Origin of the sequence: Paraburkholderia sp. GAS32 (assembly GCF_050434225.1) — a bacterium.
Lineage (GTDB): Bacteria > Pseudomonadota > Gammaproteobacteria > Burkholderiales > Burkholderiaceae > Paraburkholderia > Paraburkholderia madseniana.
This window is the reverse complement of sequence record NZ_JBNPVS010000043.1, coordinates 25,779-49,398: the sequence shown is the minus strand read 5'-3', so window position 1 is coordinate 49,398 and position 23,620 is coordinate 25,779. Positions and strand designations below refer to the sequence as shown.

Here is a 23,620-nt window from a genome sequence, read left to right as displayed (position 1 = left end):
TAAGTGGCGCGTGAGATTTCGGAGACGCGCGGCGTCTAACTCAGCAGCGCGGCACCGACGCATTGAAGTGTTCCGAAACGAAACACTTGTTTAGAAAGCTAAATGAAAGTATTCGCGTCTATTTACGGATGCGACAGCGCCTGTCTGGCCCGCAGAGCTCGCTGCAAGCGGCTTTGCAGGCTTTTCACGGACGCGCAAGGGCCGCCAGGCCTATATTTTGACGTTGTCCAGGCATCCGTCGCACCCGCGATACGGATACAGATAGATACGTCTTTTGTGGCTGATTTAATCCACAATATTCAGTATGATTCCGGCGACCACAGGGAGCCTGAGTCAATCCATCAGACTAATTGGCAAAGGCACCTAAATAATCGGGGCCAAGTGCCGTTAAATCGCTGAACCCTATATAAGAAGATTGGATTGACCCCCGGCTGGAGATTGTCGTTCCGCGCGGCGCGCATACGCTGTGACGGCTGCGTATTCCGTCAGGCGCCCTCAGCCTCTCCTCGCTTCTACGCGCGAACACCGATATGCCCGATCTGCACTGGACCATTCCGGTCGCTCGCTGGTCTAGCTGGCCTGCTGCCGCATCTGCCGCACCCGACATCGGCTTTATCGAGCCGATCGTGCGGCGTCGCCTGAGCACGCTGTCCAAAGTCGCCCTGAAGGTCGCGCACGACTGCGTGGCGCAAGACGAGGTCAGGGTCGTGTTCGCTTCACGCCATGGCGAATTGCGGCGCACCACGGACATCCTGCGTACCATCAGCGCGGGCGAGCCGGTCTCGCCGACCGCCTTCAGCCTGTCGGTGCTGAACGCCATGACCGGTGTCTTCGGCATTGCGCGCGGTGACCGTTCCGCTGCCAGCGCGATCTCGGCCGGCGCCGAGACGCTCGGTTACGCGTTGCTGGAAGCGTACGCGCAATACGCAACGCAGCCCGGCTCACCGGTATTGCTGGTGTACGCTGACGAACCGGCCGATCCGGCGTACGGCACGATTGAAGACGAAGTGCAGGGCGGCGCGATCGCGATCCTGCTGAACGGCGAAGCCGCGACGGGGCAACTGGTCTGCACGTTGTCCGGCGGAGGCGAGCCGGAGGCAGCCCGGGCCGCGCAGGAGGCAAATCACGCAGACGCGGGGAATATGGCAACTGCGGAGGCAAGCGCGGAAGAAAGTTTCGCGACCCAGAGCCAGGCGCTGCAGCACTGTCTGGAAACGGGCAGGCCCGCCGTCTGGCAAGGCGCCGGCGCGGCCTGGCATTGGAGGTGGCATGAACGCGCGGCTTGATTACGTTTGGCGGTTCTGTGCGACAGGCATGGCCTTCGTGGTGTTCGGCATCTGCGGCGTGCTGTTTTCGGTGTTGGTGTTCCCGCTCGCGTGGCTGTGGCCGCACCGGGCGTCGCGTCAGCGCGTGGTGACGACCGTGATTCACTGGTTTTTCCGCGCGCTGGTCGCGGTGTTGCAGCGCATCGGTGTGATGGAGCTCGAGGTATCGGGCGGGCAGGCATTGCGCGCCGGCGGCCCGGCGATCGTGGTCGCCAATCACCCGACGTACCTGGACGTGATGGTGTTGTTGTCGCTTACGCCGCGTGCCTGTTGCGTGGTGAAAAACGCGCACTGGGGCAACCCGTGTTTCTGGGGAATCGTGCGCTCGGCGGAATATGTGAGCAACGCCGATCCCTCGGAGCTCGTCGAAGCCGGCGCGCGGCAGCTAGCAGCGGGCTACACGATGATTATTTTTCCCGAGGGCACGCGCAGCCCCGCGCCGAACCGGCTGCACGCGTTTTCACGCGGGTTCGCGCACATGGCGTTGAAGGTCGGCGCGCCGATCGTGCCTGTGCTGATGGACTGCGATCCGCCGGCGTTCACCAAGCAGATGCGCTGGTACGACGTGCCGGCGCGCGCTTTCCGGATCCGCGTGAACGTGCTCGAGCCGCTTGGCGTCGAGCAACTCGCCGACCACGACACTTCACCGTCTCTCGCGGCGCGCAGCGTGACCAGCGCCATCGAAGCCCACATTACTCAGCACCTGTTCGATTATGGATTCTTTAAAACTGGAAATTAAACAGCTTCTGATCGAAGCCCTCGATCTGGAAGACCTGAGCCCGGCCGATATCGACGACGACGCCCCGTTGTTCGATACCGACGGCATCGGTCTCGACTCGATCGACGCGCTCGAGATCGGCATCGTGCTGCGCAAACAATACCAACTGACCATCGCAGCGAACGACGAACGCACCCGCGAACACTTCCGCTCGATCAGCACGCTGGCCGCGCTGGTCGCGAGTCAACGCGAAACGGCGCATGCTGTGAACGAAACCACAATAAAAGGGGATTAATCGTGTCCGAGGCAGAGATTCTTGAACGCATCCGCGCCATCTTCAAAGAGAACTTCGCGATCGAGCCGGAGCGCGTGACGCCCGACGCACATCTCTTCGAAGACCTCGATCTCGACAGTATCGACGCCGTCGACCTCGCGATCAAACTGCAGGAAATGACCGGCCGCCGCATCAAGCCGGAAGAATTCAAGTCGGTGCGCACGGTCGGCGATGTGATCGGTGCGGTCGAGTCCCTGCTGGCGGCACAAGGCTGATGCCATCCGTGCGTTCGCGAATGCAAGCGGCGGCGAGCCGGCCCGCCGAGGCATCGCCCGGCACTGAGCGCCACTGGGCCAAAACGGTGGTGCAGGTCCTGCTGAAACTCGCATATCCCGCGTTGATTCTGTGTGCCTGGCGCTGGGACACGCCGCGCTATGTCGGCTGCATGCTGTTTGCGATTCTGTGGCTGCAACGCTGGGCCGGCAGTGGTCCGGTCGCGACCTCGCTGCGCCGGCTCTCCACGATCGACTGGACCGTGGTCGGCTTGCTGAGCTGCGCCTCGGCGGCGATCGTATTCACCAACAGCGAGCTGCTGCTGCGCCTCTATCCGTCGCTCGTCAATCTGGGCCTGTTGATCGCGTTCGGTGCGACGCTGGTGCGCGGGCCGTCGATGATCGAAAAATTCGCGCGGCTGGGCAATCCGAATTTGCCGCCTGGCGCGGTGCGCCATACGTGGCGCGTGACCCAGGTGTGGTGCGTATTCTTCGCGCTGAACGGCGCGTTCTCCGCTTATACGGCGCTCTATTGGAGCCGCGCAAACTGGTCGCTCTATAACGGCGCGATTGCGTATGGGTTGATCGGCGTGCTGCTGGTGGCCGAGGTCATCTGGCGTTATCTGGTGGTGCTGCCGCGAGCCGCGCGTTCGGAGGCGGCATGATTGCGCTGCATGATCTGTTGTCCGCGGGCCATGGGGCCGCCGTTGTGAATGCGCCGGTATGCCGCGACGGCGCGACGGTGCTCGACCGCGCAGCGTTTCGCGCGCGCGTGTCGGCTCTGGTCACGCTGATGCAAACGCAAGACGCGCGCCGCTACGCGTTATGCATCGACGATCCGTTCGATTTCGCCTGCGCGCTGTTTGCGCTGTTCGCGTGCGGCAAAGAGCCGGTGATTCCGGCCAATGCGACGCCGGGCTATCTCGCCGATCTTGCCGACGCGTACGACGCCGTGCTGACCGACGCCGATCTGCGGCGCGGTGTGCGAGACGCTGACGCCGATGCCGATGGCACACACACGCCAGGCGCCTCGCACACGATCGATCCGCAAGCTCCGTTGACGCTCTACACCTCCGGCAGCAGCGGCGCCCCCAAGCCGATCCGCAAGACCCTCGCGCAATTCAACGCCGAAGTGCACACGCTCGAAAAACAGTGGGGCGCTTTGGTCGGCGATGCGACGATGCTCGCGAGCGTGCCGCATCATCACATTTACGGTTTGCTGTTTCGCGTGCTGTGGCCGCTTGCAGCGGGCCGCGCGTTCGACCGCGCGATCAGCATCGAGCCCTTGCATCTGCAAACGCAGATCGAGCAATGCGGCGCGACGGTGATTGTCTCGACGCCCGCGCAGTTGTCGCGTTGGCCCGCGTTGCCTGGTTTCGCCGCGTTGACGCCGGCGCCGCGCGCATTCTTTTCTTCGGGCGGCCCGCTCACCCTGGAAGCCGCGCAGGAATACGCCGCCGCTTATGGCGCTGCGCCGCTCGAAATCTACGGCAGTACGGAAACCGGTGGCATCGCGTGGCGTCGTCAGGATCAGACTGATGCCTGGCAGCCGGTCGTCGGCATTGAAGTGCGCCGCGACGAAGACGGCGCGCTGAACGTCCGCTCGCCGCATCTCGATCACACCGGCTGGCATCGCACGGACGACAAGATCGCGTTCGACGCCGATGGCCGCTTCCGCCTGCAAGGTCGGCTCGATCGCGTGCTCAAGCTGGACGGCAAGCGCGTGTCGCTGCCGGAGCTCGAAGCGCGTCTCGCGCTGCATCCGTATGTCGCGCAAGCGGCGATCGTGCCGCTTGAAGGCGCCTCGCGCGAGCGCGTCGGCGCCGTCGTGGCGCTGACGGAAGCCGGCTGCGAGGCATTGCGGGACGAAGGCCGTGTGCTGCTCGCGCAAACCCTGCGCCGGCATCTCGCTGCCTATTTCGATGTGGTGGTGCTGCCGCGTCATTGGCGTTTCCGCCTCACGTTGCCGTTCGACGCGCGCGGCAAACTGCCGGTGGCTGCGGTCGCGGCGGCATTCGAGCCGCGCGCGGACGGCGTGGAAGTGCTCGCCGAAGCTCGCAGTGCCGACACGTTGCATTACGAACTGCGCGTGCCGCCGACGCTTGTGCATTTCGCCGGCCACTTCCCCGGTCTGCCGATTTTGCCGGGCGTGGTCCAGGTGCATTGGGCGATGCATCTGGCGGCCGAACACGTGCCGGCCGTGCGCGCGCTGGCATCGGTCGACCGTCTCAAGTTCATGGCGCCGGTGCCGCCGGGCGCGGTGCTGAATCTCACGCTCGCACACGACGCAGCGCGTGGCCGCGTGCAGTTCGCGTACCGGCTGAGCGGGCGTGAATGCGCATCGGGCGTGATCGTGTATCGGGAGCCTGCATGATGCGCTTCGCTCCTTGCATCGTTATTCCGATTTACAACCACAAGGACGCGATCGGCGCGACCGTTGCCCATCTCGCGGTGCACGGCTTGCCGATCTTTGTCGTCGACGACGGCAGCGACGAGGCGACCCAGCAGGTGCTCGCCTCACTCGCGCAACAGTACGCGGGGCAGCTCACGCTGCTGCGTTTGCCAGTTAACGGCGGCAAGGGCGCGGCCGTGATGGCGGGACTGCGCGCCGCGCGCACTGCGGAGTACACGCACGCTCTGCAGATCGACGCCGACGGCCAGCACGACGCGACCGATGTGCCACGTTTCATCGAAGCGGCGCTCGCCGAACCGGGCGCGGTGATCCTCGGCCGCCCGGTCTACGACGAGAGCGTGCCGAAATCGCGCCTCTACGGCCGTTATCTGACGCACGTATGGGTGTGGATCGAAACGCTCTCGCTGACGATCCGCGATTCGATGTGCGGCTTCCGTCTGTATCCGCTTGCGCTGGCCTGCGAGCTGATCGACAGCGTGCAACTGCCGACGCGCATGGACTTCGACATCGAAATTCTCGTGCGTTTGTACTGGCGGCGCGCCGCGTTCCGCTCGATTCCGACGCGCGTCACCTATGCAAGCGATGGCGTCTCGCATTTCGACGTGCTGTGGGACAACGTGCGCATCAGCCGCAGCCACACGCGGCTCGTGTTCGGCATGCTGTGGCGTCTGCCGATGCTGCTCGCGCACAAAGTGATGCCACGCCGTCTGGCGATCGCAAGTGAGGCGGTTAAGCAGAACGAACCGGGCAAGCCGGGCAACCTGAGCGAACCCGGCCAGCACGCTGAACAAAACGAACAAAGCCCCCAGGACTGGTGGCGGATCGCCGAACGCGGCAGCCATCTGGGCATGTCCTTGCTCGCGCTCAGTTGCAAGCTGTTCGGCCGCCGTTTCACGGCGCTCTGGCTGCATCCGATCGTCGCGTATTTTCTGCTGACGGGCCGCGCCGCACGCGAGGCGTCGAGCAACTACTTCACGCGTCTTGGCGAAGCCGCACCGCACGGCGATACGCCGCGTCCGGGTTGGCTGTCCGCCTATCGCCACATGCTGGCGTTCGCGCAATCGGGCTTCGATAAGCTCGCGGCATGGTCTGGCCGCGTCAACAACGCCGACGTCAAATTCGAAGACCCATCGGCATTCGAAGCATTGGTCGCAAGCGGCAAAGGTGCGCTCGTGATCGGCGCGCATCTCGGCAATCTGGAAATGACCCGCGCGCTCGCCGCGCAGGGCGCCTACGCGAAAGTCACTGCCGTGGTCTACACCGAACACGCGCGGCGCTTCAATAGCGTGCTGGCTTCGGCGAATAGCCAGTTCGCGCGGCATCTACTCGAAGTCAGCGACTTCGGTCCCGAGACCGCCATGATGATGCAGGAGCGCGTCGATGCGGGCGAGCTGCTGGTGATCGTCGGCGACCGCGTGCCGGCACACGAAGCGGGCCGCACGACCGAAGCGCAATTTCTCGGCTCGACCGCCCCGTTCGCGCAAGGCCCCTACGTGCTCGCCCATGCGTTGGGCTGCCCTGTCTATCTGTTCTTCTGTCTGAAAGAGCGCGACGGCTATCGTCTGTATTTCGAACCGTTCGCCGAGCGCATCGAGTTGCCGCGCCGCGAACGCGCGCAGCATCTTGCCGCGTGGGCGCAGCGTTACGCGGCGCGCCTCGAACACTATTGCCGCAAGGCACCCTATCAATGGTTCAATTTCTTCGATTTCTGGGCCAGCCCCAAGCGAGGCACACATGGCCGAACATGATCTGATCGAGGCGCAGAGCGCTAGCTCAAGTGAGAATGCCCGCGGGAACGCAAACGCAAACGCGGCGGCGGCGGTAACGATCGGCGGCCGCAAGCTGACGATCGAAGAAGTCGTTGCGATCGCCCACCATCGCGCACCAGTTGCGTTGAGCGCCGATCCGGCGTGGCGTGCGCGCATCCAGCGCGGCGCGGATTTTCTGCGCCGGCATCTGGCATCGGGCGCGACCGTGTACGGCGTCAACACCGGCTATGGCGACGCGTGCGTGGTCGACGTGCCGATGGAACTCGTCGAAGCCTTGCCGTTGCAACTGACGCGTTACCACGGCTGCGGAATGGGCCAGTATCTCGACGACGCGCAAACGCTCGCGGTGATCGCCGCGCGACTCAACTCGCTGGCCTACGGTTTCTCCGGCGTACGCCCGGTGTTGCTCGAACGCCTTGCCGATCTGATCAATCATCGCGTGTTGCCGCGCATTCCGTCGGAAGGCTCGGTCGGTGCAAGCGGCGACCTGACGCCGCTCTCGTATGTTGCCGCCGCGCTCGCCGGTGAACGCGATGTGATGTTCGAAGACAGTCTGTGCAACGTGCGCGAGGTCTGGACGGAACTGGGTCACGAGCCACTGACGCTCGCGCCGAAAGAAGGCCTCGCGCTGATGAACGGCACTGCGGTAATGACGGGCCTCGCCTGTCTCGCGTTCACGCGTGCCGATCATCTGACGCGTCTCACCGCACGGCTCACCGCGCTTTCTACCGTTGCACTCGACGGCCGTGCCGCGCACTTCGACGCGATGCTGTTCGAAGTGAAGCCGCATGCAGGCCAGGCCGAAGCCGCGGCGTGGATTCGCGACGATCTGAGCGGACGCGACGATACGCCGGGACATCGTCTGCAGGACCGCTATTCGATTCGCTGCGCGCCGCATGTGATCGGCGTTGCTCGCGATGCCTTGTCGTGGGTGCGCCGCGATGTCGAGAACGAACTGAACAGCGCGAACGACAACCCGCTGATCGATCCCGACAACGAGCGCGTGCTGCACGGCGGCAACTTCTACGGCGGCCATATCGCGTTCGCGATGGACTCGCTGAAAGTCGCGGTCGCCAATCTCGCCGATCTGATGGACCGGCAGCTTGCATTGCTGGTCGACGTGAATTTCAACAACGGCTTGCCGCGCAACCTGTCGGGTGCGGCGCCCGCGCGCGCCGCGATCAATCACGGTTTCAAGGCGGTGCAGATTTCGTCGTCCGCATGGACGGCCGAAGCGTTGAAGAACACGATGCCCGCGAGCGTGTTCTCGCGTTCGACTGAGGCGCACAATCAGGACAAGGTCAGCATGGGCACGATCGCTGCGCGCGACTGTTTGCGCGTGCTGGAGTTGACCGAGCAGGTCGCCGCCGCGCATACGCTGGCGACGGTGCAAGCCGCGCGCCTGCGGTTGAAGATCGACAGCACCACGCCGGTTCCCGCGCCGCTACAAGTATTCATCGATAGCGTGACGGCGCAGTCGCCGTTCGTCGACGAGGACCGCGCGCTGGAAAGCGACCTGCGCGCGCTGACTGCGCGCATCGCCGCGTGCGATTTGTTGAACGACTATCGGGGGGGATTGCACGCATGACCGGCTCCCCTAAAGTGCTGACAGCCAGCGCGATGGTCGAAGTGCCGTTTCACGACGTCGACGCGATGAACGTGTGCTGGCATGGCCACTATCTGAAGTACTTCGAGATCGGCCGTGCGGCGCTCCTGCGCACCTTCGACTACGACTACCGCGAGATGCAGGCCTCGGGTTACCTATGGCCGATCGTCGAGGCGCATCTGAAGTATGTGCGCCCGGCCACCTACGGCCAGGCACTCGAAGTGCGCACGCAACTGCTCGAACACGAAAACCGCCTGAAAATAGGCTATGAAATTGTCGATTGCGCATCCGGTACGCGATTGACGAAGGGCTACACGATCCAGGTCGCAGTCGATGCCGCGACGCAGGAATTGCAGTTCGTGTCACCGCCCGTCGTATTCGAAAAGCTGGAGCGTGTATGGGGACGATGAACTTGCGCGGTGTGGCAGCGGGCGGGTTTCTCGCGCTAGGCACGCTAAGCGTATTGAGTGTATCGAGTCTGGCAGCATGGCCGACTGTGGCGTCTGCGGCTGAAACTGCACAGTCCGCCGGCAACCCCGCTCTCGTTTCGCAGATCGCCTCCCATCTCGCGCAGGCCAAGGGCGTCCGCGCGCAATTCACGCAAACGCAAACGCTCGCGGCGATGAAGCAGCCGCTCGTCAGCACGGGTTCACTGCTGTTCTTCCGCGATCGTGGCGTGATCTGGCAGATCGACACGCCGTACAAAGCCACCTACGTGATCACCGATGCGGGCGTCGCCGAAGTCGACACCAACGGCCAGCGCGTGACGGCTCACAGTGCCCAGGGCACACGCGGCGTCGCGCAGGTTTCGAAGATGATGCGCGCGATGCTCGGCGGCGATCTGTCGGCGCTGTATTCGCAATTCGACGTGCAGGCCGAAGGCAGCGCCGCGCAGTGGCGCATGCAACTCACGCCGAACCAGCCGCAGATCGCGCAGTCGATCAAAGGTTTGCAGATGAACGGCGGCGACTATCTTCAAAGCCTGCGCATCACGCTCGCGAACGGCGACATCACAAAACTCGACTTTGCTAAAAGCGCGGCGGTGACCGAACCAACGCCGGCTGAGCGCAGCCTGCTCGGAGCGCCGTAATGCTGGTGCTGCAACGGCGGTCCGCGAAACAGGCGTGGGGCATGCGCGCCGCGTGGCTGCTGCTCGCGCTCGCCGCGGTGCTGTATTGCGGCTGGCGTTTCGCGGGACCTTCGCCGCTGCAGACCAATCTGCTGGCGTTGCTGCCTGCCACGGAAGCGGATCCGGTCGCCGAGAGGGCGGTCGATACGCTGGCGAGCGCGCTGGGCGACCGCACGGTTTTTCTGGTCACCAGCAACGATGACGCGCACGCCAAAGCGGCTGCGAAACAACTCGGCGCATCGTTGCAGAAAAGCGGGGCGTTCGGCTCGGTGACGGCGGAGTTGCCGCCGTTCGATCTGTCGCAGATCGCCGCGTTGTATATGCCGTATCGGTTCGGTTTGCTGGCGCCCGTTGACCGCGCGGCACTCGCGCAGAGCAATGCGGCAAGCCCTGCGCTGCACGACGCACTCGCGCAGCGCATCTACAGCCCATTGCACGGCGGCCTGACCACGCCGCTCGCCGACGATCCGTTCGGTTGGCTCGAACACTGGCTCGGCGGTTTGCCGGTCGCCACGTCGAATCTCGAACTCGAAGACAACATGCTGGTGGCGCATCGCGGTGCTGCGACCAGTGTGCTGATCGTCGCCACGCTGCCGGGCTCGGCCTACGAATCGAAGACGCAGCACGCCGTGCTCGCCGCGCTCGCGCAAGGCGAAAGCGCCTTGAAGCAGGCGTTCCCCGAAGTGTCGGTGGCGAGAACCGGTGCGGTGTTCTACGCGGAGTCGGCACGTAGCGCATCGGAACACGAGGTGCATCTGATCGGCGTCGCGTCGCTGTGCGGGATTGCGTTGCTGATGATGTGGGTGTTCCGCTCGCCGCGTCTGTTGCTGCTCGGTTTCGTTTCGACGGCGCTCGGCATCGTATGTGCGCTCGCGGTCACGATGCTGGTGTTCGGTCAATTGCATCTGTTGACGCTGGTGTTCGGCGCGAGCCTGATCGGCGAAGCGGTCGATTATTCGATTCAGTATTTCGTGGTCTATCTCGGCGCGGAGCGCGATTGGGATTCGCGCCGTGGTGCGCGTGCGGTACGTCCGGCTTTGACGGTTGCGCTTGCCACCAGTCTGCTCGGCTACGCGATCCTCACGTGGGTGCCGTTCCCCGCGCTCAAGCAGATTGCATGCTTCGCGATGGCAGGCATTGTGACGGCGTATGCCTCCGTGCTGTGGTTGTTGCCCGCGCTGCTCACGCGCCCGCCGAAGCGCGGCCCGCGGCGCCTGTTCGCTGGTGCGGCGCGTGTGCTGACGGTCTGGCATCGCACGATCGGCGGCAAGCGCGCATGGTTCGTCGCGGCGCTGTTGCTGATCGTGGCGATTCCCGGCTGGTTGCGTCTGACGAGCGACGACGATATCCATCTGCTGATCCAGCGTGATCCTTCGCTGGTCGCGCAGGAAGACCAGGTGCGCGCGGCGGTGGGTGTCGATAACAGCGCGCAGTTTTTTGTCGTGCGTGGCGAGACGCCGGAAATCGTCTTGCAGCGCGCCGAAGCGCTGGGCGCGAAGCTCGACGGGTTGAGCGGCACGGCGAACAAGGTCGGCAGCTATCAGTCGGTGGCGCAGTTCGTGCCGTCCGCGAAGCAGCAAAACGAAGACCGTGCATTGCTTGCGCAGCACGTATTCAACGATCCCGCGGCATTGCGTGCGACGCTGCTGCAGGCGGGCTTTAAAGACGAAGTCGCCGATGCCTGGCTCGCTGCGTATGCGAAACCGCAGCCGCTGCTTACGCTCGACACGTGGCTCGCCGCACCGTGGTCGCAGCCCTACAGGCATCTGTGGCTGGGTGAAGTCGATTCGGCCACCAAAGCGTATGCGGCGGTCGTGATTCCACAAGGCGTGACGCCGCAGAACGAACCCGCGCTGATCGCCAGCGCGCAGGCGCTGCCCGGCGTCGTATTCGTCGACAAGGCGGCGAGCGTCTCGAAGCTGTTCGGCGCGTATCGCGTGGACAGCGGTTGGTGGCTCGGCGGTGCGCTCGCGCTCGTGCTCGTCCTGCTGATGCTGCGCTACCGCGCGCGCGGCGGCATTGCCGTGACGTTGCCGGTGCTGCTCGCGGTCGTCGTCACGCTCGCGGTGTTCGGCTACGTTCACATGCCGCTCAATCTGTTCAACTGGCTCGCGCTGATGCTGGTGCTCGGCGTTGGCGCAAACTATGCGGTGTTTCTGCGCGAAGGCTGTTTGCGCGCGGACGCGGATCTCGGCGCGGTGTGGACCGGCGTGCTGCTGTCGTCGGCCACCACGCTGTTGTCGTTCGGCATGCTCGGCATGAGCGCGATGCCCGCGCTGGAGAGTTTCGGCGCCACGCTCGCGCTCGGCATCCTCGTATCGGTGCTGCTCGCGCCGATCGGCATGCCATCGGAATCAAGGAGGGCCGCATGAAGGCGCCATCAGTTTATTTGCACGCGCTCGGCATGATCAATGCGCTCGGCGGCGACCTCGATGCAATCGTCCCGGCGCTTGCCGCCGGTCGCGCACCCGGTATGGCGCACGCGCATACGGGCATTGGCGAAGCATTTGTCGGCAGCGTACTCACGCCGCTCGATATTGCGCCGCCCGCCGGGCTCGCGCGGTACGACTGCCGCAATAACCGCTTGCTGCTGGCCGCGCTGACACAGATCGCGCCCGCGGTCGACGCGGCGCGCGAGCGTTACGGCGCGCATCGGATCGGCGTGGTGCTCGGCACCAGCACGTCGGGTATCGAAGCGGCCGAAGCCGCGTTCGTCTATCACGCGCAAGCGGGCGACCTGCCCGCCAATTTCAATTACCGGCAGATGGAGATCGGCACCGCCGCGCCGTTCGCCGCCGCCGCGCTCGGCGTGCAGGGCCCGGCATTCACGATCTCGACCGCTTGCACTTCGAGCGCGAAGGCTTTTGCGTCGGCGCGCCGATTGCTGCAATTGCGGCTGTGCGACGCGGTGGTGGTGGGGGGCGTCGATTCGTTGTGCGAGTTGACGGTGCAGGGTTTCGCCTCGCTCGAATCGACCAGCGGTGTGCGCAGCAATCCGATGAGCCGCAATCGCTGCGGGATCAACGTCGGCGAAGGCGCAGCCGTGTTCCTGATGAGCCGCGAAGAAGCGGCAGTACGCCTCGCGGGTGTCGGCGAATCGAGCGATGCGCATCATATTTCCTCGCCGGACCCCCAAGGCGTGGGCGGCGAACTCGCGCTGCAAGCGGCGTTGGCCGACGCGGGCATCGCATCGTCGGCAATCGGCTATGTGAATCTGCATGCCACCGCCACACGCAAGAACGACGACATGGAAGCGAAGCTGATGGCGCGTGTCTTCCCCAACGGCGTGGCGACGAGCGGCACCAAGCCGCTGACGGGTCACCAACTCGGCGCGGCGGGCGCGACCGAACTCGCCTTCGCGTGGTTGACGCTGGCACGCGCGAATGAGTCGCAACCCGTGCCGCTGCCGCGTCATCTGTGGGACGGCGCTGCCGATCCCGCGTTACCGGTGCTCGACCTGGTCGAAACCGAACGCTTTTTGCCGCAAGGCACGGGACCGCAGTACGTGATGAGCAATTCGTTTGCGTTCGGCGGCAGCAATGTCAGCCTGATCCTGGGACGGTGACGCGCGCGATGACCCAGACGCCCTCCATTCAGGATCTCATCCTGCAACCGATCGAAACGATCATCCCGCATCGCGGCACCATGCTGCTGATCGATGCCGTGAGCACGTTCAGCGAAGACGCACTGAGCGCGCGTGCCACTGTTCATGCCGACGCGTGGTATGCCGACGCCGACGGGGCGATGCCCGCATGGATCGGCATCGAGTTGATGGCGCAGGCCATCGCGGCGCACGTCGCGCTGCTGGCCATGCGCTGCGGTGGCCAGGCGCGCCCCGGTGTGCTGCTCGGCTCGCGCAGCTATCGCGCTTTGCAACCGTCGTTTGCCGGCGATGCCCAGTTGCTGATCCACGCAACAGAATTGCTGCGCAGCGAAGAAGGCCACGGCGCCTACGAATGCACGATCCATCATGGCGACGTGTGTTGCGCCGAGGCGGTCATCAAGATCTTTCAGCCGCGTGATTTTCAGTCATTCATCGAAGGGAGTTTCAGTTCATGAGCCGGCGTGTTCTCGTTACCGGCGCAAGCCGCGGCATCGGCCGTGCGATTGCGTATCAGTTGGCCGCCGACGGTTTCGCGGTGTCGGTGCATTGCCGCACGGGCCGCACCGAAGCCGAAGCCGTGGCAACGGGCATTGCCGCGCAAGGCGGTTCGGCGCGCGTGCTGCAATTCGATGTGCGCGATCGCGCCGCGTGCCGCGAAGTGCTCGAAGTGGATGTCGTGGCGCACGGCGCGTACTACGGCATCGTATGCAGCGCGGGCGTGACGCGCGACGCCGCGTTCCCTGCGCTCACCGAAGAAGACTGGGACATCGTGATCGAAACCGGTCTCGACTCGTTCTACAACGTCGTCCATCCGCTGACCATGCCGATGGTGCGGGCGAAAAAGGGCGGGCGCATCGTCACGATCGCGTCAGTCTCCGGCGTGATGGGCAATCGCGGCCAGGTCAACTACAGCGCGGCGAAGGCCGGCCTGATCGGCGCATCCAAGGCGCTCGCCGTCGAACTGGCGACGCGCAATATCACCGTCAATTGCGTCGCGCCGGGTTTGATCGATACCGGTATGCTCGACGATATGCCGCTCGAGCAGGCATTGAAGACGGTGCCGATGAACCGCGTCGGCCAGCCTGCCGAAGTGGCGTCCGTGGTCAGCTTCCTGATGTCCGATGCGGCCTCGTATGTCACGCGTCAAGTGATCGGCGTCAATGGCGGGATGGTGTAATGAAACGCGTCGTCATTACGGGCATGGGGGGCGTCACGGCGTTCGGTGACGACTGGAACGCAATCGAAGCACGCCTTAAGAGCGGCGTGAACGCGGTGCGCCGGATGCCTGAGTGGGATTACTTCGAGTCGCTGCACACGCGGCTTGCGTGTCCGTTGCCGGGTTTCACGGTGCCTGCGCATTATCCGCGCAAGAAAACCCGCTCGATGGGGCCGGTGTCGATGTACTCGGTGCGAGCGAGCGAGCTGGCGCTCGCCGACGCGGGCCTCGCTGACGACACCAGCATCAAGGACGGCCGTATGGGCGTCGCCTACGGCTCGTCGTCGGGCTCGGTGCAGCCGATTCGCGCGTTCGGCACGATGCTCGAAACCGGCTCGATGAGCGACGTCACGTCTAACAGCTACGTGCAGATGATGCCGCACACCACGGCGGTCAACGTCAGCCTGTTCTGGGATCTGAAAGGGCGGATCATCCCGACCTCGTGCGCGTGCGCTTCGGGCAGTCAGGCGATCGGCTACGCGTATGAAGCGATCCAGAGCGGCAAGCAGACGCTGATGCTGGCGGGCGGCGCGGAAGAAATGTCGGGCCCGGCGGTCGCCGTGTTCGACACGCTGTACGCCACCAGCACGCGCAACGACGAGCCGCATCTCACGCCGCGTCCGTTCGACGCCGCACGCGACGGCCTTGTGGTCGGCGAAGGCGCGGCGACGCTGGTGCTCGAAGAATACGAACACGCGGTGGCGCGCGGCGCGCGGATTCACGCGGAGATCGTCGGCTTCGGCTGCAATTCGGACGGCGCGCATATGACCCAGCCGACCGCCGAAACCATGGCGCTGGCCATGCAGCTCGCTTTGAAAGATGCGCAACTGCCGCCTGAAGCGATTGCCTACGTGAACGCGCACGGCACCTCGACGGACCGCGGCGACATCGCCGAAAGCCATGCGACCGCGCAGACCTTCGGCGCGCGCATGCCGATCAGTTCGCTCAAGAGCTATGTCGGCCACACGCTCGGTGCGTGCGGCGCGCTGGAAGCGTGGTGGACTATCGAAATGATGAAGCGCAACTGGTATGCGCCGACCTTGAATCTGGAGAACGTCGATCCGGCCTGCGCATCGCTCGACTACATCGTCGGCACAGGCCGTGAGATCGACGCCGAATATGTGATGAGCAACAACTTTGCATTCGGCGGCATCAACACGTCGCTGATTTTCAGGCGCGTTCGATGAGCGTGCCACTGCAACGCGTGGTCGTCACCGGCATGGGGATCGTGTCGTGCCTCGGCAATACGCTCGACGACGTGTCCGCCGCGCTGCGCGCGGGCCGCTCGCGCATTGAGCGGATCGACGCGTGGCGTGAGCGCGGTTTTGGTTCGCAGGTGGCGGGCGTCGCATCGGTCGCGCAGGAGCCGCCGTTCGATCGCAAGCTCGAACGCTTCATGGGCGACACCGCGCGCTTTGCGTGCCACGCGGCGAAGAAAGCGATCGACGATGCCGGGCTCGACCTCGCCGCGTTGCGTTCGCCGCACGCCGGGACGGTGATTGGTTCGGGCGTCGGCACGATGTCGAGTTACGACGTGTCCATGTCGATTGCGAATACCCGCGGCGTCGACAAAGTGCCGCCGTATACGGTTCCGCATGCGATGAGCAGCACGGCGTCGGCCAACGTCGCACAGGTGTTCGGACTCGAGGGCGTGAGCTATTCGCCGTCGTCGGCGTGCACGACGTCGGCGCTCGCCATCGGCCAGGCGATGCAGTTGATCCAGACCGGCCGCCAGGACATCGTGCTGGCCGGTGGCAGCGAGTCCTTGCACGACAACATGACGCTGATGTTCGACGCCATGGGCGCACTGTCGCGCAACTTCAACGACAGGCCGCAGCGCGCTTCGCGTCCCTACGACACGGCACGCGACGGCTTCGTGATCGCCTCGGGCGGCGGTGTGCTGGTGCTCGAATCGCTCGATCATGCGTTGGCGCGCGGAGCCCGCATTTACGCCGAGCTGACCGGCTTCGGCGACTGCACGGACGCGGTCGGCATGGTCACGCCGCGTGCCGCCGGCATCGCGCGAGCAATGCGCGGCGCGTTGGGCGAAGCGGGCAAGCGTCCGGACTACATCAACACACACGCACCGTCGACACCGCTTGGCGACGTCGAGGAATTGCGCGCTTTGATTGACGTATTTGGCGCTGAAGTCCCCGCGTTTTCGTCGACCAAGGGTATGACCGGGCATCCGCTCGGCGCATGCGGCGCGCACGAGGCGATCTACACGTTGCTGATGATGCGCGACGGTTTCATCGCGGGGACGGCGGGTATCGAGACGCCGGAGCCGGGCGTCGTCGGTATGCCGCTCGTGCGCACGACGCGTGACGCGCGCATCGGCACCGCGATGTCGATTTCATTCGGGTTCGGCGGCAGTTGCGCAAGCCTGATGTTTGAAGTGTGGCAGGGCGGCTGAACCGGCCGTCATTTAAAAAAACGAGGGAAATAAAAATGAAAAAAGTTTATGTACTGGGTGCGTTGGCGCTGGCGGTGGTGGTGCTGACGCAGGCGGGATGCGCCACGGACGTGAAATCGGTGCCGCTCGCGGCGGCCGGCGGTCAGTCGCGCGGCGGCGTGCCGGTGTATTTCGGCCAGCAGAGCCACCCGGCGGTGACGGCCAGGTTGGGCGACGTGTCCTACTCGGTGCGGATCGCGCGCAAGGTGGCGAGTCCCGACGATGCATGCCACGAAGCGCTTGCCGAAGCCGTGCAGAAGCTGCGCGCAGCAGCTCGCGAACGCAACGCCAATGCTGTGATCGACGTATCGACACGCTTTCATAGCACCCAGAGCAACTCGTCGACCGACTTCACCTGCGGCGTGAGCCCGAGCGCGGCCGCCATCGCGGTGAGCGGTCAACTCGTCGTACTGGAAGCGAACTAGGTCGAATCGAATTCAGAACTCACTAAAGCAACAAAAACCACTCAGGAGTTTCGATGAAACGCAATCTGCTGTTTGCCGCGCTGTTCGCTTCGCTCGCCACGTTGAGCGCTACTCAGGCTTTTGCTCGCGACACGGTTGATAACTATCCGGTTGCACCGGCGCTGCAGAGCGAACCGGGCAAGGTCAGTGACGACATTGCGTTGTATTTCGCGGGCCAGCAGCACCCGGCCGTGGTCAAAACGATGGGCGAATTCGCGACCAACAAGAAGACCAACGCCTTCGGCAAGAGCGATCTGGCAGCGTGCCAGCACGTGTTCCTTTCGGCCGTGATCGAGTTGCAGGAACGCGCACGCAAGGAAGGCGGTAACGCCGTGATCAACATCAAGAGCAACTACAAGAACGAAGTGCGCGAGAGCGCGACGGAGTTCACGTGTGGCGCGGGTGCGGTAATTGCTGGTGTGGCGCTGAAGGGCGATGTGGTGACGCTGCGCGGTAAATGATTACCGAAGTGGTGTCGAGCGTGCAAATAAGCACGCAAATAGGCACGCCGTGATGCTTACCAGGGCGGTGGCGTCACCGCCCTGGCGAGGTTCAATCTGCCTTGACCGCCGCGACATTGACTAGCGTTTCACGACGCTTGCCAGGTTGCGGACGGTACAGGCCGAGGCGTTCGAGCAGGCCGAAATCTTTCGCGCGGCTCCACCAGAGATACGGCAGCGAGACGTTGCGCTGCTCGAAGCGGAAACCGCCGCGGCGGATCATGTCGAGATAGCCGTCGGCGCTTTTCTGCACGTGCATGGGATGGCGAAACAGCAGCCGGATCACCCACGATTTGATGTACGCGTCGGTGGATTCGGCGAACAGCAGGATGCCGCCCGGTTTGAGCACGCGGCGGAATTCGGCGAGCGCGCGGTCCTGCTCGACGAGATGGTGGAAGGTTTGATGACAGAACACGATGTCGGCGCTGGCATCGGGCAGCGGCAATTGCGCGCAGTCGCCGTGCAGCACTTCGATATCGGCGAGCTTGTCGCGGCACGCGCCGGCTGCATTGGCGGCAAGCGCCAGCGACGGTTCGTGAAAATCGACGCCGACAAGGCGGCGCGGCTTGAACGCGTCGGCAAGCAGGTGGAACGAAATGCCTTGCCCGCAGCCGACGTCGACGATCACCGGCGCGGCAGGCAAGGGCGCGTTGATCAGGCGTTTGAGGTCGTTGATCGCGACCCGCAGGACGTGGTGTTCCCACGTGTAGGTGCGCAGGAACCAGATTCCGAAGGCCGTTTCCGGCACGAAAGGCACACGGGATGTTTCGGATGGCGACACGCTGGGCTCCGACGAAATTTGTTCTTGCTGTGAAGCGTAATTGTAACGAAAAGTAAGGATGCAGCGTATCGCTGTTCCGTGCAAGCAAACGATTGAGGCAACCTTGAGTACACATTCGTCAAAGCGCATAACCGTCGACGTAGCGATCATCGGTGCGGGTCCGGCAGGCGCAGTCGCAGCAGCGCTCTTGCGCAGGGCGGGCCGCTCGGTGCTGGTGCTGGAGCGCCAGCATTTCCCGCGCTTCTCGATCGGTGAAAGTCTGCTGCCGCAAAGCATGGCCTACCTCGAAGAGGCAGGCATGCTGCAGGCGGTGGTCGAAGCCGGTTTCCAGTACAAGAACGGCGCGCATTTCATTCACCGCGGCCAGGCGTCGGCGTTCGACTTCCGCGATAAGCATTCGCCGGGGTGGGGCACCACGTACCAGGTCGAGCGCGCGGTGTTCGACGATATTCTGATTCGCTGCGCGGCCGAGCAGGGCGCCGACGTGCGCTTCGGCCATACGGTGCGCGCGATGCATCCTGGCGATACGCCGGTGCTGGAAGTGATCGACGAAGCGGAAAACGCGTATGAAGTGGAGGCGCACTTCGTGTTTGACGCGAGCGGCTTCGGCCGTGTGCTGCCACGCTTGCTGAACCTCGAAGCGCCTACGCGGATGCCGACACGTGCTGCAATCTTCACGCACGTACGCGATGGCATTCCGGCCGGCGCGACCGATCGCAACAAGATCTGCGTGGCGACGCACCCGGAGCGCCGCGACGTGTGGTTCTGGATGATTCCGCTGGCGGGCGGCCGTTCGTCAGTGGGTTGCGTTGCCGAGGCCAGTTTCCTTGATATGCCGGAAGCCGAGCGCGACGCGAAACTGCGGGCGCTGATCCAGCAGGAGCCGACGCTCGGGCCGTTGATCGGCAATGCTCCGTTCCTGATGCCGGTGCGTCATATCGGTGGCTATGCGGCGAATGTCGAGCGCTTGCACGGACCGGGCTATGCGTTGCTCGGCAACGCGGGCGAATTTCTCGATCCGGTGTTCTCGTCCGGCGTGACGATTGCGTTGCGTTCCGCGCATCTCGCGGTGCAGACGTTGAACCGGCAACTGAATGGCGAACAGGTCGACTGGTCGGCGGCTTACGACGTGCCGTTGCGCAAGGGGATCGATACGTTCCGCGCGTTTGTCGAGCGCTGGTATACGGGCGAGCTGCAGGACATTATTTTCTATCCGGACCAGACGCCGTCGATCCGCCGCATGATCAGCGCGGTGCTGGCGGGTTACGCGTGGGATGAGTCGAATCCGTATGTCGCCGATCCGGTACGCCGTCTGAATGCGTTGCACGACGTGTGCACCCACCGTTGACTCTTGACCATTGACCGGGCCGCACGGCACGGGGAAATGAAAACGGCGCTTCCTAATGGAAGCGCCGTTTTTTATTCAACCGCCTGAGTTAATTCAGGCGTTGGCTCACGGATCCAATCAGGCCGCGATCTTCGCCACGCGCGGCGCATGTTGACGCACGTCGTCGCGACGATGCACGCGCTTGCCCGCGGCATACGTTTCGTAGATCGCGCGGTCGTCGCCGAGCAGCGCGAACGCGAACAGCAGTTCTTCGAGCGATTCGGTGCGTGCGGTACGGCGTGCGAGCAGCGGCGTGGCTTGCGGATCGAGCACGACGAAATCGGCTTCCGACTTCGGCTTCAGCGTGCCGACCTTGTCGGCCAGATCGAGTGCTTCAGCCGCCCCTGCGGTGGCGAGATAGAACATCCGCGTGGCCGTCAGATGATGGCCCGTCAACCGCGCGACCTTGTGCGCTTCGTTCATGGTTTGCAGCATCGAGAACGAGGTGCCGCCGCCAACGTCGGTCGCCAGCGCGATCGACATGCCGGCTTCGTCGGCCTTGTCGAAGTCGAACAGGCCGCTGCCGAGGAACAGGTTCGAGGTCGGGCAGTGCGAGGCGACCGTGCCGGTTTGCGCCATGCGCTTGCGGTCTTCCTCGTCGAGGTAGATGCAATGGCCGTACACCGCGCGGCGGCGCAGCAGGCCGTAGTGATCGTAGATGTCCAGGTAGCTGCGGTGGCCCGGGAACAGATCGGCGACCCATTTCACTTCGTCGGTATTCTCCGCGACGTGGCTCTGGATGAAGATGTCCGGATGCTTGCCCGCCAGTACGCCGCATGCTTCGAGTTGCGCTTCGGTCGAGGTCGGCGCGAAACGCGGCGTGAGCGCGTACATCTGGCGGCCACGGTTGTGCCAGCGGCCGATCAACTCGGCGCTGTCGTCATAACCCGATTGCGCGGTGTCGCGCAGAAACTCGGGGCAGTTGCGGTCCATCAGCACCTTGCCGGCCACCATGCGCAGATTGCGCGCTTCGCTCTCGGTGAAGAGGGCGTCGGCCGATTCCTTGTGGACCGTGCAATACACGAGCGCGGTGGTCGTGCCGCAAGCCAGCAGTTCTTCGACGAAGAAGCTTGCCGTATCGCGTGCATACGCCGGATCGGTGAAACGGCGCTCGGTCGGGAACGTATATGTGTCGAGCCACGGCAGGAGACCCGGCGCCGGCGACGCGATCATGTCGGTCTGCGGATAGTGAATGTGCGTATCGATGAAACCCGGCACGATCAGCTTGTCGCGCATCTCCTGCACATGGGTGCCCGGCGCGAGTTGCGACGCGAGCGCCGCATACGCGCCCGCTGCGACGACATGGCCGTCTTCGACGATCAGCAAACCGTCCTCGTTGAAGACCGCTGCGTTGGGCGATTGCGCAGGGTCGCCGTTGAAGGTCAGCAGTTGCGCGCGGAACGCTGATTGTGTCGATTGAGTCATGGAAAAACCGTCTCCGTATTTGTGAGGAGCTAAACAGCGCAGACGGCGGCTTGATCCCTGGTCTGAAACGAACCCGTGCCGCCGCCGGCTGCCATTCATTGGCCCGTCAGTGCGGGCCGCCTGGGTGCCAGTGCGCGTCGAGCTTCGCGATCAGTTCGCTGCGTTGCTCGGGCGTGACGAACGACGCTTCGAAGCTGTTGCGGATGATCGTGTAGACCTCGGCATCGTTGAGCTTCAACGCGTCGATGGTGGCGAAATAGTTGGCGTTCACGTAACCGCCGAAATAAGCCGGATCGTCGGAATTCACCGTGACGGCGACGCCGCGATCGAGCAGGTCCTTCAGCGTGTGCTTGGTCATGTCGTCGAACACGCAGAGTTTCAGGTTCGACAGCGGGCACACGGTCAGCGCGACGCGCGAATCGGCGAGACGCGTGACGAGCGCCGGGTCTTCGATGCTGCGCACGCCGTGGTCGACGCGGTCCACTTTGAGCAGGTCGAGCGCTTCGTAGATATACGACGGCGGGCCTTCTTCGCCCGCATGGGCGACCAGTTTCAGGCCGAGTGCGCGTGCTTTGGCGAAGACGCGTTCGAACTTCGACGGCGGATGGCCGCGCTCCGACGAATCAAGACCCACACCGATCAACCGATGTTTGTATTGCTCGAACAGCGGCAGCGCTTCTTCGAACGTGGCGAGCGCGTCTTCTTCCGATAGGTGACGCAGGAAACACAGAATCAGCTTGCTCGTCATACCGCGCTTCTCCGCATCGGCCAACGCGCGATCAATGCCCGCGACGACGGTTGCGATCGGCACGCCACGTTCCGTATGCGTCTGCGGATCGAAGAAGATTTCGCTGTGGATCACGTTGTCGGCGAGACAGCGTTCGACATACGCCATTGTCATGTCGTAGAAGTCCTGCTCGTGCAGCAGCACGCTCGCACCGGCGTAGTAGATGTCGAGGAACGATTGCAGATCGGTGAACGCATACGCGGCGCGCAGCGCTTCGATCGACTCGTACGCGAGCTTCACGCCGTTGCGTTCGGCAAGCGCGAAGATCAGCTCGGGTTCGAGCGAACCTTCAATATGGATGTGCAACTCGGCCTTCGGGGCACGAGCGGTTTTCTCAATGAGTGCCGTGGGAGTAGCGGTTGTTGTATTCATGGTCGGTCAGCATTTAGTTTGGAGTCGGTTCGCGCCGGATGCGGGATGCAGGACAGAACGCAATCGCTGTGAGGCGGCAGGTCGATTGTGCGGCAAATCAGACCGTCTGCGCCGCGTGCGCGCCCGCATTCGCCTCCACTGCCTGCAACACTTGAGCAGCCGCGGAAATCGCAATGATCTCCGGCGACTTGTCGACGATACCGTCGACGCCGAGCGGGCACTTCATCCGCGCAATCTGCGAAGGATCGATGCCACGCGCGGCCAGTCGATGTTCAAACTGCTTGCGCTTGCTGTGCGAGCCGATCATGCCGAAGAACGCGAAATCGCCCCGGCGCAGAATGCGCTCGGCCAACTCGAGATCGCGCGCATGGTTGTGCGTCATCACGATGAAGTACGTGTGCGGCGCAGCCTGGTCGATGGCTTCGTCGGGCGCATCGTTCGGATCGATCTTCACGTTGGGCGCATGCAGCGTCTCCACGGGGGGAAACTGCGCGTCGCGTTCGTCGACCCAGCGTACCGTGCAAGGCAACGTGGCCAGCACGCGAACCAGCGCCGCGCCCACGTGACCGGCGCCGAACAGCACGACCTGGAAGTCGCCTGGTGCGATGGTTTCGGTGAGCAGCGCGCCGCTGTCGTCGAAACCGGCGCCGTCCCACAGCAGGCAGTCGGAGGCATCGACACCCGGTTCGGGGTCGGACAGCATCACCGCATCCGGTGCGGGGCCGAATGATACGCTACGGACCGTCGAAAGACCCGCAGCCACGCGTTTCGCAAGCGAGGTGATCCAGCCGAGGTCGCCGATGTCGAGGCGTTCAAAGGCGAGAATCACGGCGCCGCCGCAGCACTGGCCGAGACTGGGGCCAAGCGCGAAACGTTCGAGGCGGCGCATATGCGGCGAGCGCATGCCGTCGCGCAGCACCTGGCGCGCGGTCTCGATGGCCTTCCATTCGAGGTGCCCGCCGCCGATCGTGTGCTTGGCCGAATCGCGTGTGACGATCATCTTGGTGCCGGCTTCGCGGGGCGCCGACCCTTCGACGCGTGCGACCGTCACCAGCACGGCGGCGTCGCCGTGCGCGAGCAGTTGTTGCAGGTCAGGTAGCCAGGCTTGCATCCGGCGGTTCTCCAT

23 protein-coding genes are annotated in these 23,620 nt (G+C 64.2%); 19 read left to right on the top strand and 4 right to left on the bottom strand.

Annotated elements, in window-relative coordinates; translation table 11 throughout:
- Positions 1–530 precede the first annotated feature (530 nt).
- From P3T25_RS36850 to P3T25_RS36765, 18 genes are read left to right on the top strand one after another with little or no spacing between them, the layout of a single operon-like run.
- Positions 531–1,286 (top strand): beta-ketoacyl synthase chain length factor, encoded by a 756-nt coding sequence (locus P3T25_RS36850; protein ID WP_429361957.1) that lies wholly within the window; start codon positions 531–533, stop codon positions 1,284–1,286.
- On the top strand, positions 1,270–2,064 hold the full coding sequence (locus tag P3T25_RS36845; RefSeq protein WP_093639093.1) for a lysophospholipid acyltransferase family protein: 795 nt from the start codon (positions 1,270–1,272) through the stop codon (positions 2,062–2,064). The genes P3T25_RS36850 and P3T25_RS36845 overlap by 17 nt, the downstream gene beginning before the upstream one ends.
- Positions 2,039–2,338: a phosphopantetheine-binding protein gene (locus P3T25_RS36840; protein ID WP_154559941.1), complete on the top strand. Its 300-nt coding sequence runs from the start codon at positions 2,039–2,041 to the stop codon at positions 2,336–2,338. The genes P3T25_RS36845 and P3T25_RS36840 overlap by 26 nt, the downstream gene beginning before the upstream one ends.
- A 2-nt stretch (positions 2,339–2,340) precedes the next feature.
- On the top strand, positions 2,341–2,592 hold the full coding sequence (locus P3T25_RS36835; RefSeq protein ID WP_020069032.1) for an acyl carrier protein: 252 nt from the start codon (positions 2,341–2,343) through the stop codon (positions 2,590–2,592).
- Positions 2,592–3,254 (top strand): hypothetical protein, encoded by a 663-nt coding sequence (locus P3T25_RS36830; protein WP_200618125.1) that lies wholly within the window; start codon positions 2,592–2,594, stop codon positions 3,252–3,254. The genes P3T25_RS36835 and P3T25_RS36830 overlap by 1 nt, the downstream gene beginning before the upstream one ends.
- Complete coding sequence (locus P3T25_RS36825; RefSeq protein ID WP_429361953.1) at positions 3,251–4,963, top strand: AMP-binding protein; 1,713 nt, start codon at positions 3,251–3,253, stop codon at positions 4,961–4,963. Before P3T25_RS36830 ends, P3T25_RS36825 begins: the two co-directional genes overlap by 4 nt.
- Complete coding sequence (locus P3T25_RS36820) at positions 4,963–6,750, top strand: glycosyltransferase family 2 protein (protein ID WP_429361991.1); 1,788 nt, start codon at positions 4,963–4,965, stop codon at positions 6,748–6,750. The genes P3T25_RS36825 and P3T25_RS36820 overlap by 1 nt, the downstream gene beginning before the upstream one ends.
- Entirely contained in the window at positions 6,737–8,359 is a 1,623-nt protein-coding gene (locus tag P3T25_RS36815; RefSeq protein WP_429361951.1) for an HAL/PAL/TAL family ammonia-lyase, read from the top strand. The genes P3T25_RS36820 and P3T25_RS36815 overlap by 14 nt, the downstream gene beginning before the upstream one ends.
- On the top strand, positions 8,356–8,787 hold the full coding sequence (locus P3T25_RS36810; protein WP_154559945.1) for an acyl-CoA thioesterase: 432 nt from the start codon (positions 8,356–8,358) through the stop codon (positions 8,785–8,787). Before P3T25_RS36815 ends, P3T25_RS36810 begins: the two co-directional genes overlap by 4 nt.
- Positions 8,775–9,467 carry a LolA family protein gene (locus P3T25_RS36805; protein WP_429361949.1) on the top strand — a complete coding sequence of 231 codons (693 nt, stop codon included), beginning with the start codon at positions 8,775–8,777 and terminating at the stop codon, positions 9,465–9,467. Before P3T25_RS36810 ends, P3T25_RS36805 begins: the two co-directional genes overlap by 13 nt.
- Positions 9,467–11,878, top strand: a complete 2,412-nt coding sequence (locus tag P3T25_RS36800) for an MMPL family transporter (RefSeq protein WP_429361947.1) — start codon at positions 9,467–9,469, stop codon at positions 11,876–11,878. Before P3T25_RS36805 ends, P3T25_RS36800 begins: the two co-directional genes overlap by 1 nt.
- The gene (locus P3T25_RS36795; protein ID WP_429361945.1) at positions 11,875–13,071 is read left to right on the top strand and encodes a beta-ketoacyl-[acyl-carrier-protein] synthase family protein; all 1,197 of its coding nucleotides are present in this window, start codon (positions 11,875–11,877) and stop codon (positions 13,069–13,071) included. Before P3T25_RS36800 ends, P3T25_RS36795 begins: the two co-directional genes overlap by 4 nt.
- Before the next feature lie 8 nt (positions 13,072–13,079).
- Entirely contained in the window at positions 13,080–13,565 is a 486-nt protein-coding gene (locus P3T25_RS36790) for a hotdog family protein (protein ID WP_429361943.1), read from the top strand.
- A complete protein-coding gene (locus P3T25_RS36785) occupies positions 13,562–14,287 on the top strand; it encodes a 3-ketoacyl-ACP reductase FabG2 (RefSeq protein ID WP_154559950.1) in 726 nt (241 codons plus the stop codon). Before P3T25_RS36790 ends, P3T25_RS36785 begins: the two co-directional genes overlap by 4 nt.
- Positions 14,287–15,513 carry a beta-ketoacyl-ACP synthase gene (locus P3T25_RS36780; protein ID WP_266261296.1) on the top strand — a complete coding sequence of 409 codons (1,227 nt, stop codon included), beginning with the start codon at positions 14,287–14,289 and terminating at the stop codon, positions 15,511–15,513. The genes P3T25_RS36785 and P3T25_RS36780 overlap by 1 nt, the downstream gene beginning before the upstream one ends.
- A complete protein-coding gene (locus P3T25_RS36775; RefSeq protein ID WP_429361940.1) occupies positions 15,510–16,739 on the top strand; it encodes a beta-ketoacyl-[acyl-carrier-protein] synthase family protein in 1,230 nt (409 codons plus the stop codon). The genes P3T25_RS36780 and P3T25_RS36775 overlap by 4 nt, the downstream gene beginning before the upstream one ends.
- 35 nt (positions 16,740–16,774) lie before the next feature.
- Positions 16,775–17,203: a signal peptidase gene (locus P3T25_RS36770; protein ID WP_429361938.1), complete on the top strand. Its 429-nt coding sequence runs from the start codon at positions 16,775–16,777 to the stop codon at positions 17,201–17,203.
- Between the two features lie 53 nt (positions 17,204–17,256).
- Positions 17,257–17,703: an excinuclease ABC subunit A gene (locus P3T25_RS36765; RefSeq protein WP_429361936.1), complete on the top strand. Its 447-nt coding sequence runs from the start codon at positions 17,257–17,259 to the stop codon at positions 17,701–17,703.
- A 91-nt stretch (positions 17,704–17,794) separates the two neighbouring features.
- Here the strand turns inward: P3T25_RS36765 and P3T25_RS36760 are convergent, their stop codons facing one another.
- Entirely contained in the window at positions 17,795–18,523 is a 729-nt protein-coding gene (locus P3T25_RS36760; protein ID WP_429361934.1) for a class I SAM-dependent methyltransferase, read from the bottom strand.
- Between the two features lie 103 nt (positions 18,524–18,626).
- Between P3T25_RS36760 and P3T25_RS36755 the strand changes: the two genes are divergently transcribed.
- Entirely contained in the window at positions 18,627–19,871 is a 1,245-nt protein-coding gene (locus P3T25_RS36755) for an NAD(P)/FAD-dependent oxidoreductase (RefSeq protein WP_429361932.1), read from the top strand.
- A 117-nt stretch (positions 19,872–19,988) separates the two neighbouring features.
- Here P3T25_RS36755 and guaD read toward each other — a convergent pair whose 3' ends face one another.
- The 3 genes from guaD to xdhC form a co-directional block, all read right to left on the bottom strand.
- Positions 19,989–21,335, bottom strand: coding sequence for a guanine deaminase (guaD, locus tag P3T25_RS36750; RefSeq protein WP_429361930.1), 1,347 nt, complete (start codon positions 21,333–21,335; stop codon positions 19,989–19,991).
- A 106-nt stretch (positions 21,336–21,441) separates the two neighbouring features.
- Positions 21,442–22,494 (bottom strand): adenosine deaminase, encoded by a 1,053-nt coding sequence (locus P3T25_RS36745; RefSeq protein ID WP_429361928.1) that lies wholly within the window; start codon positions 22,492–22,494, stop codon positions 21,442–21,444.
- Positions 22,495–22,591: 97 nt separating this feature from the next.
- Complete coding sequence (xdhC, locus tag P3T25_RS36740; protein ID WP_429361926.1) at positions 22,592–23,605, bottom strand: xanthine dehydrogenase accessory protein XdhC; 1,014 nt, start codon at positions 23,603–23,605, stop codon at positions 22,592–22,594.
- Positions 23,606–23,620: the final 15 nt, after the last annotated feature.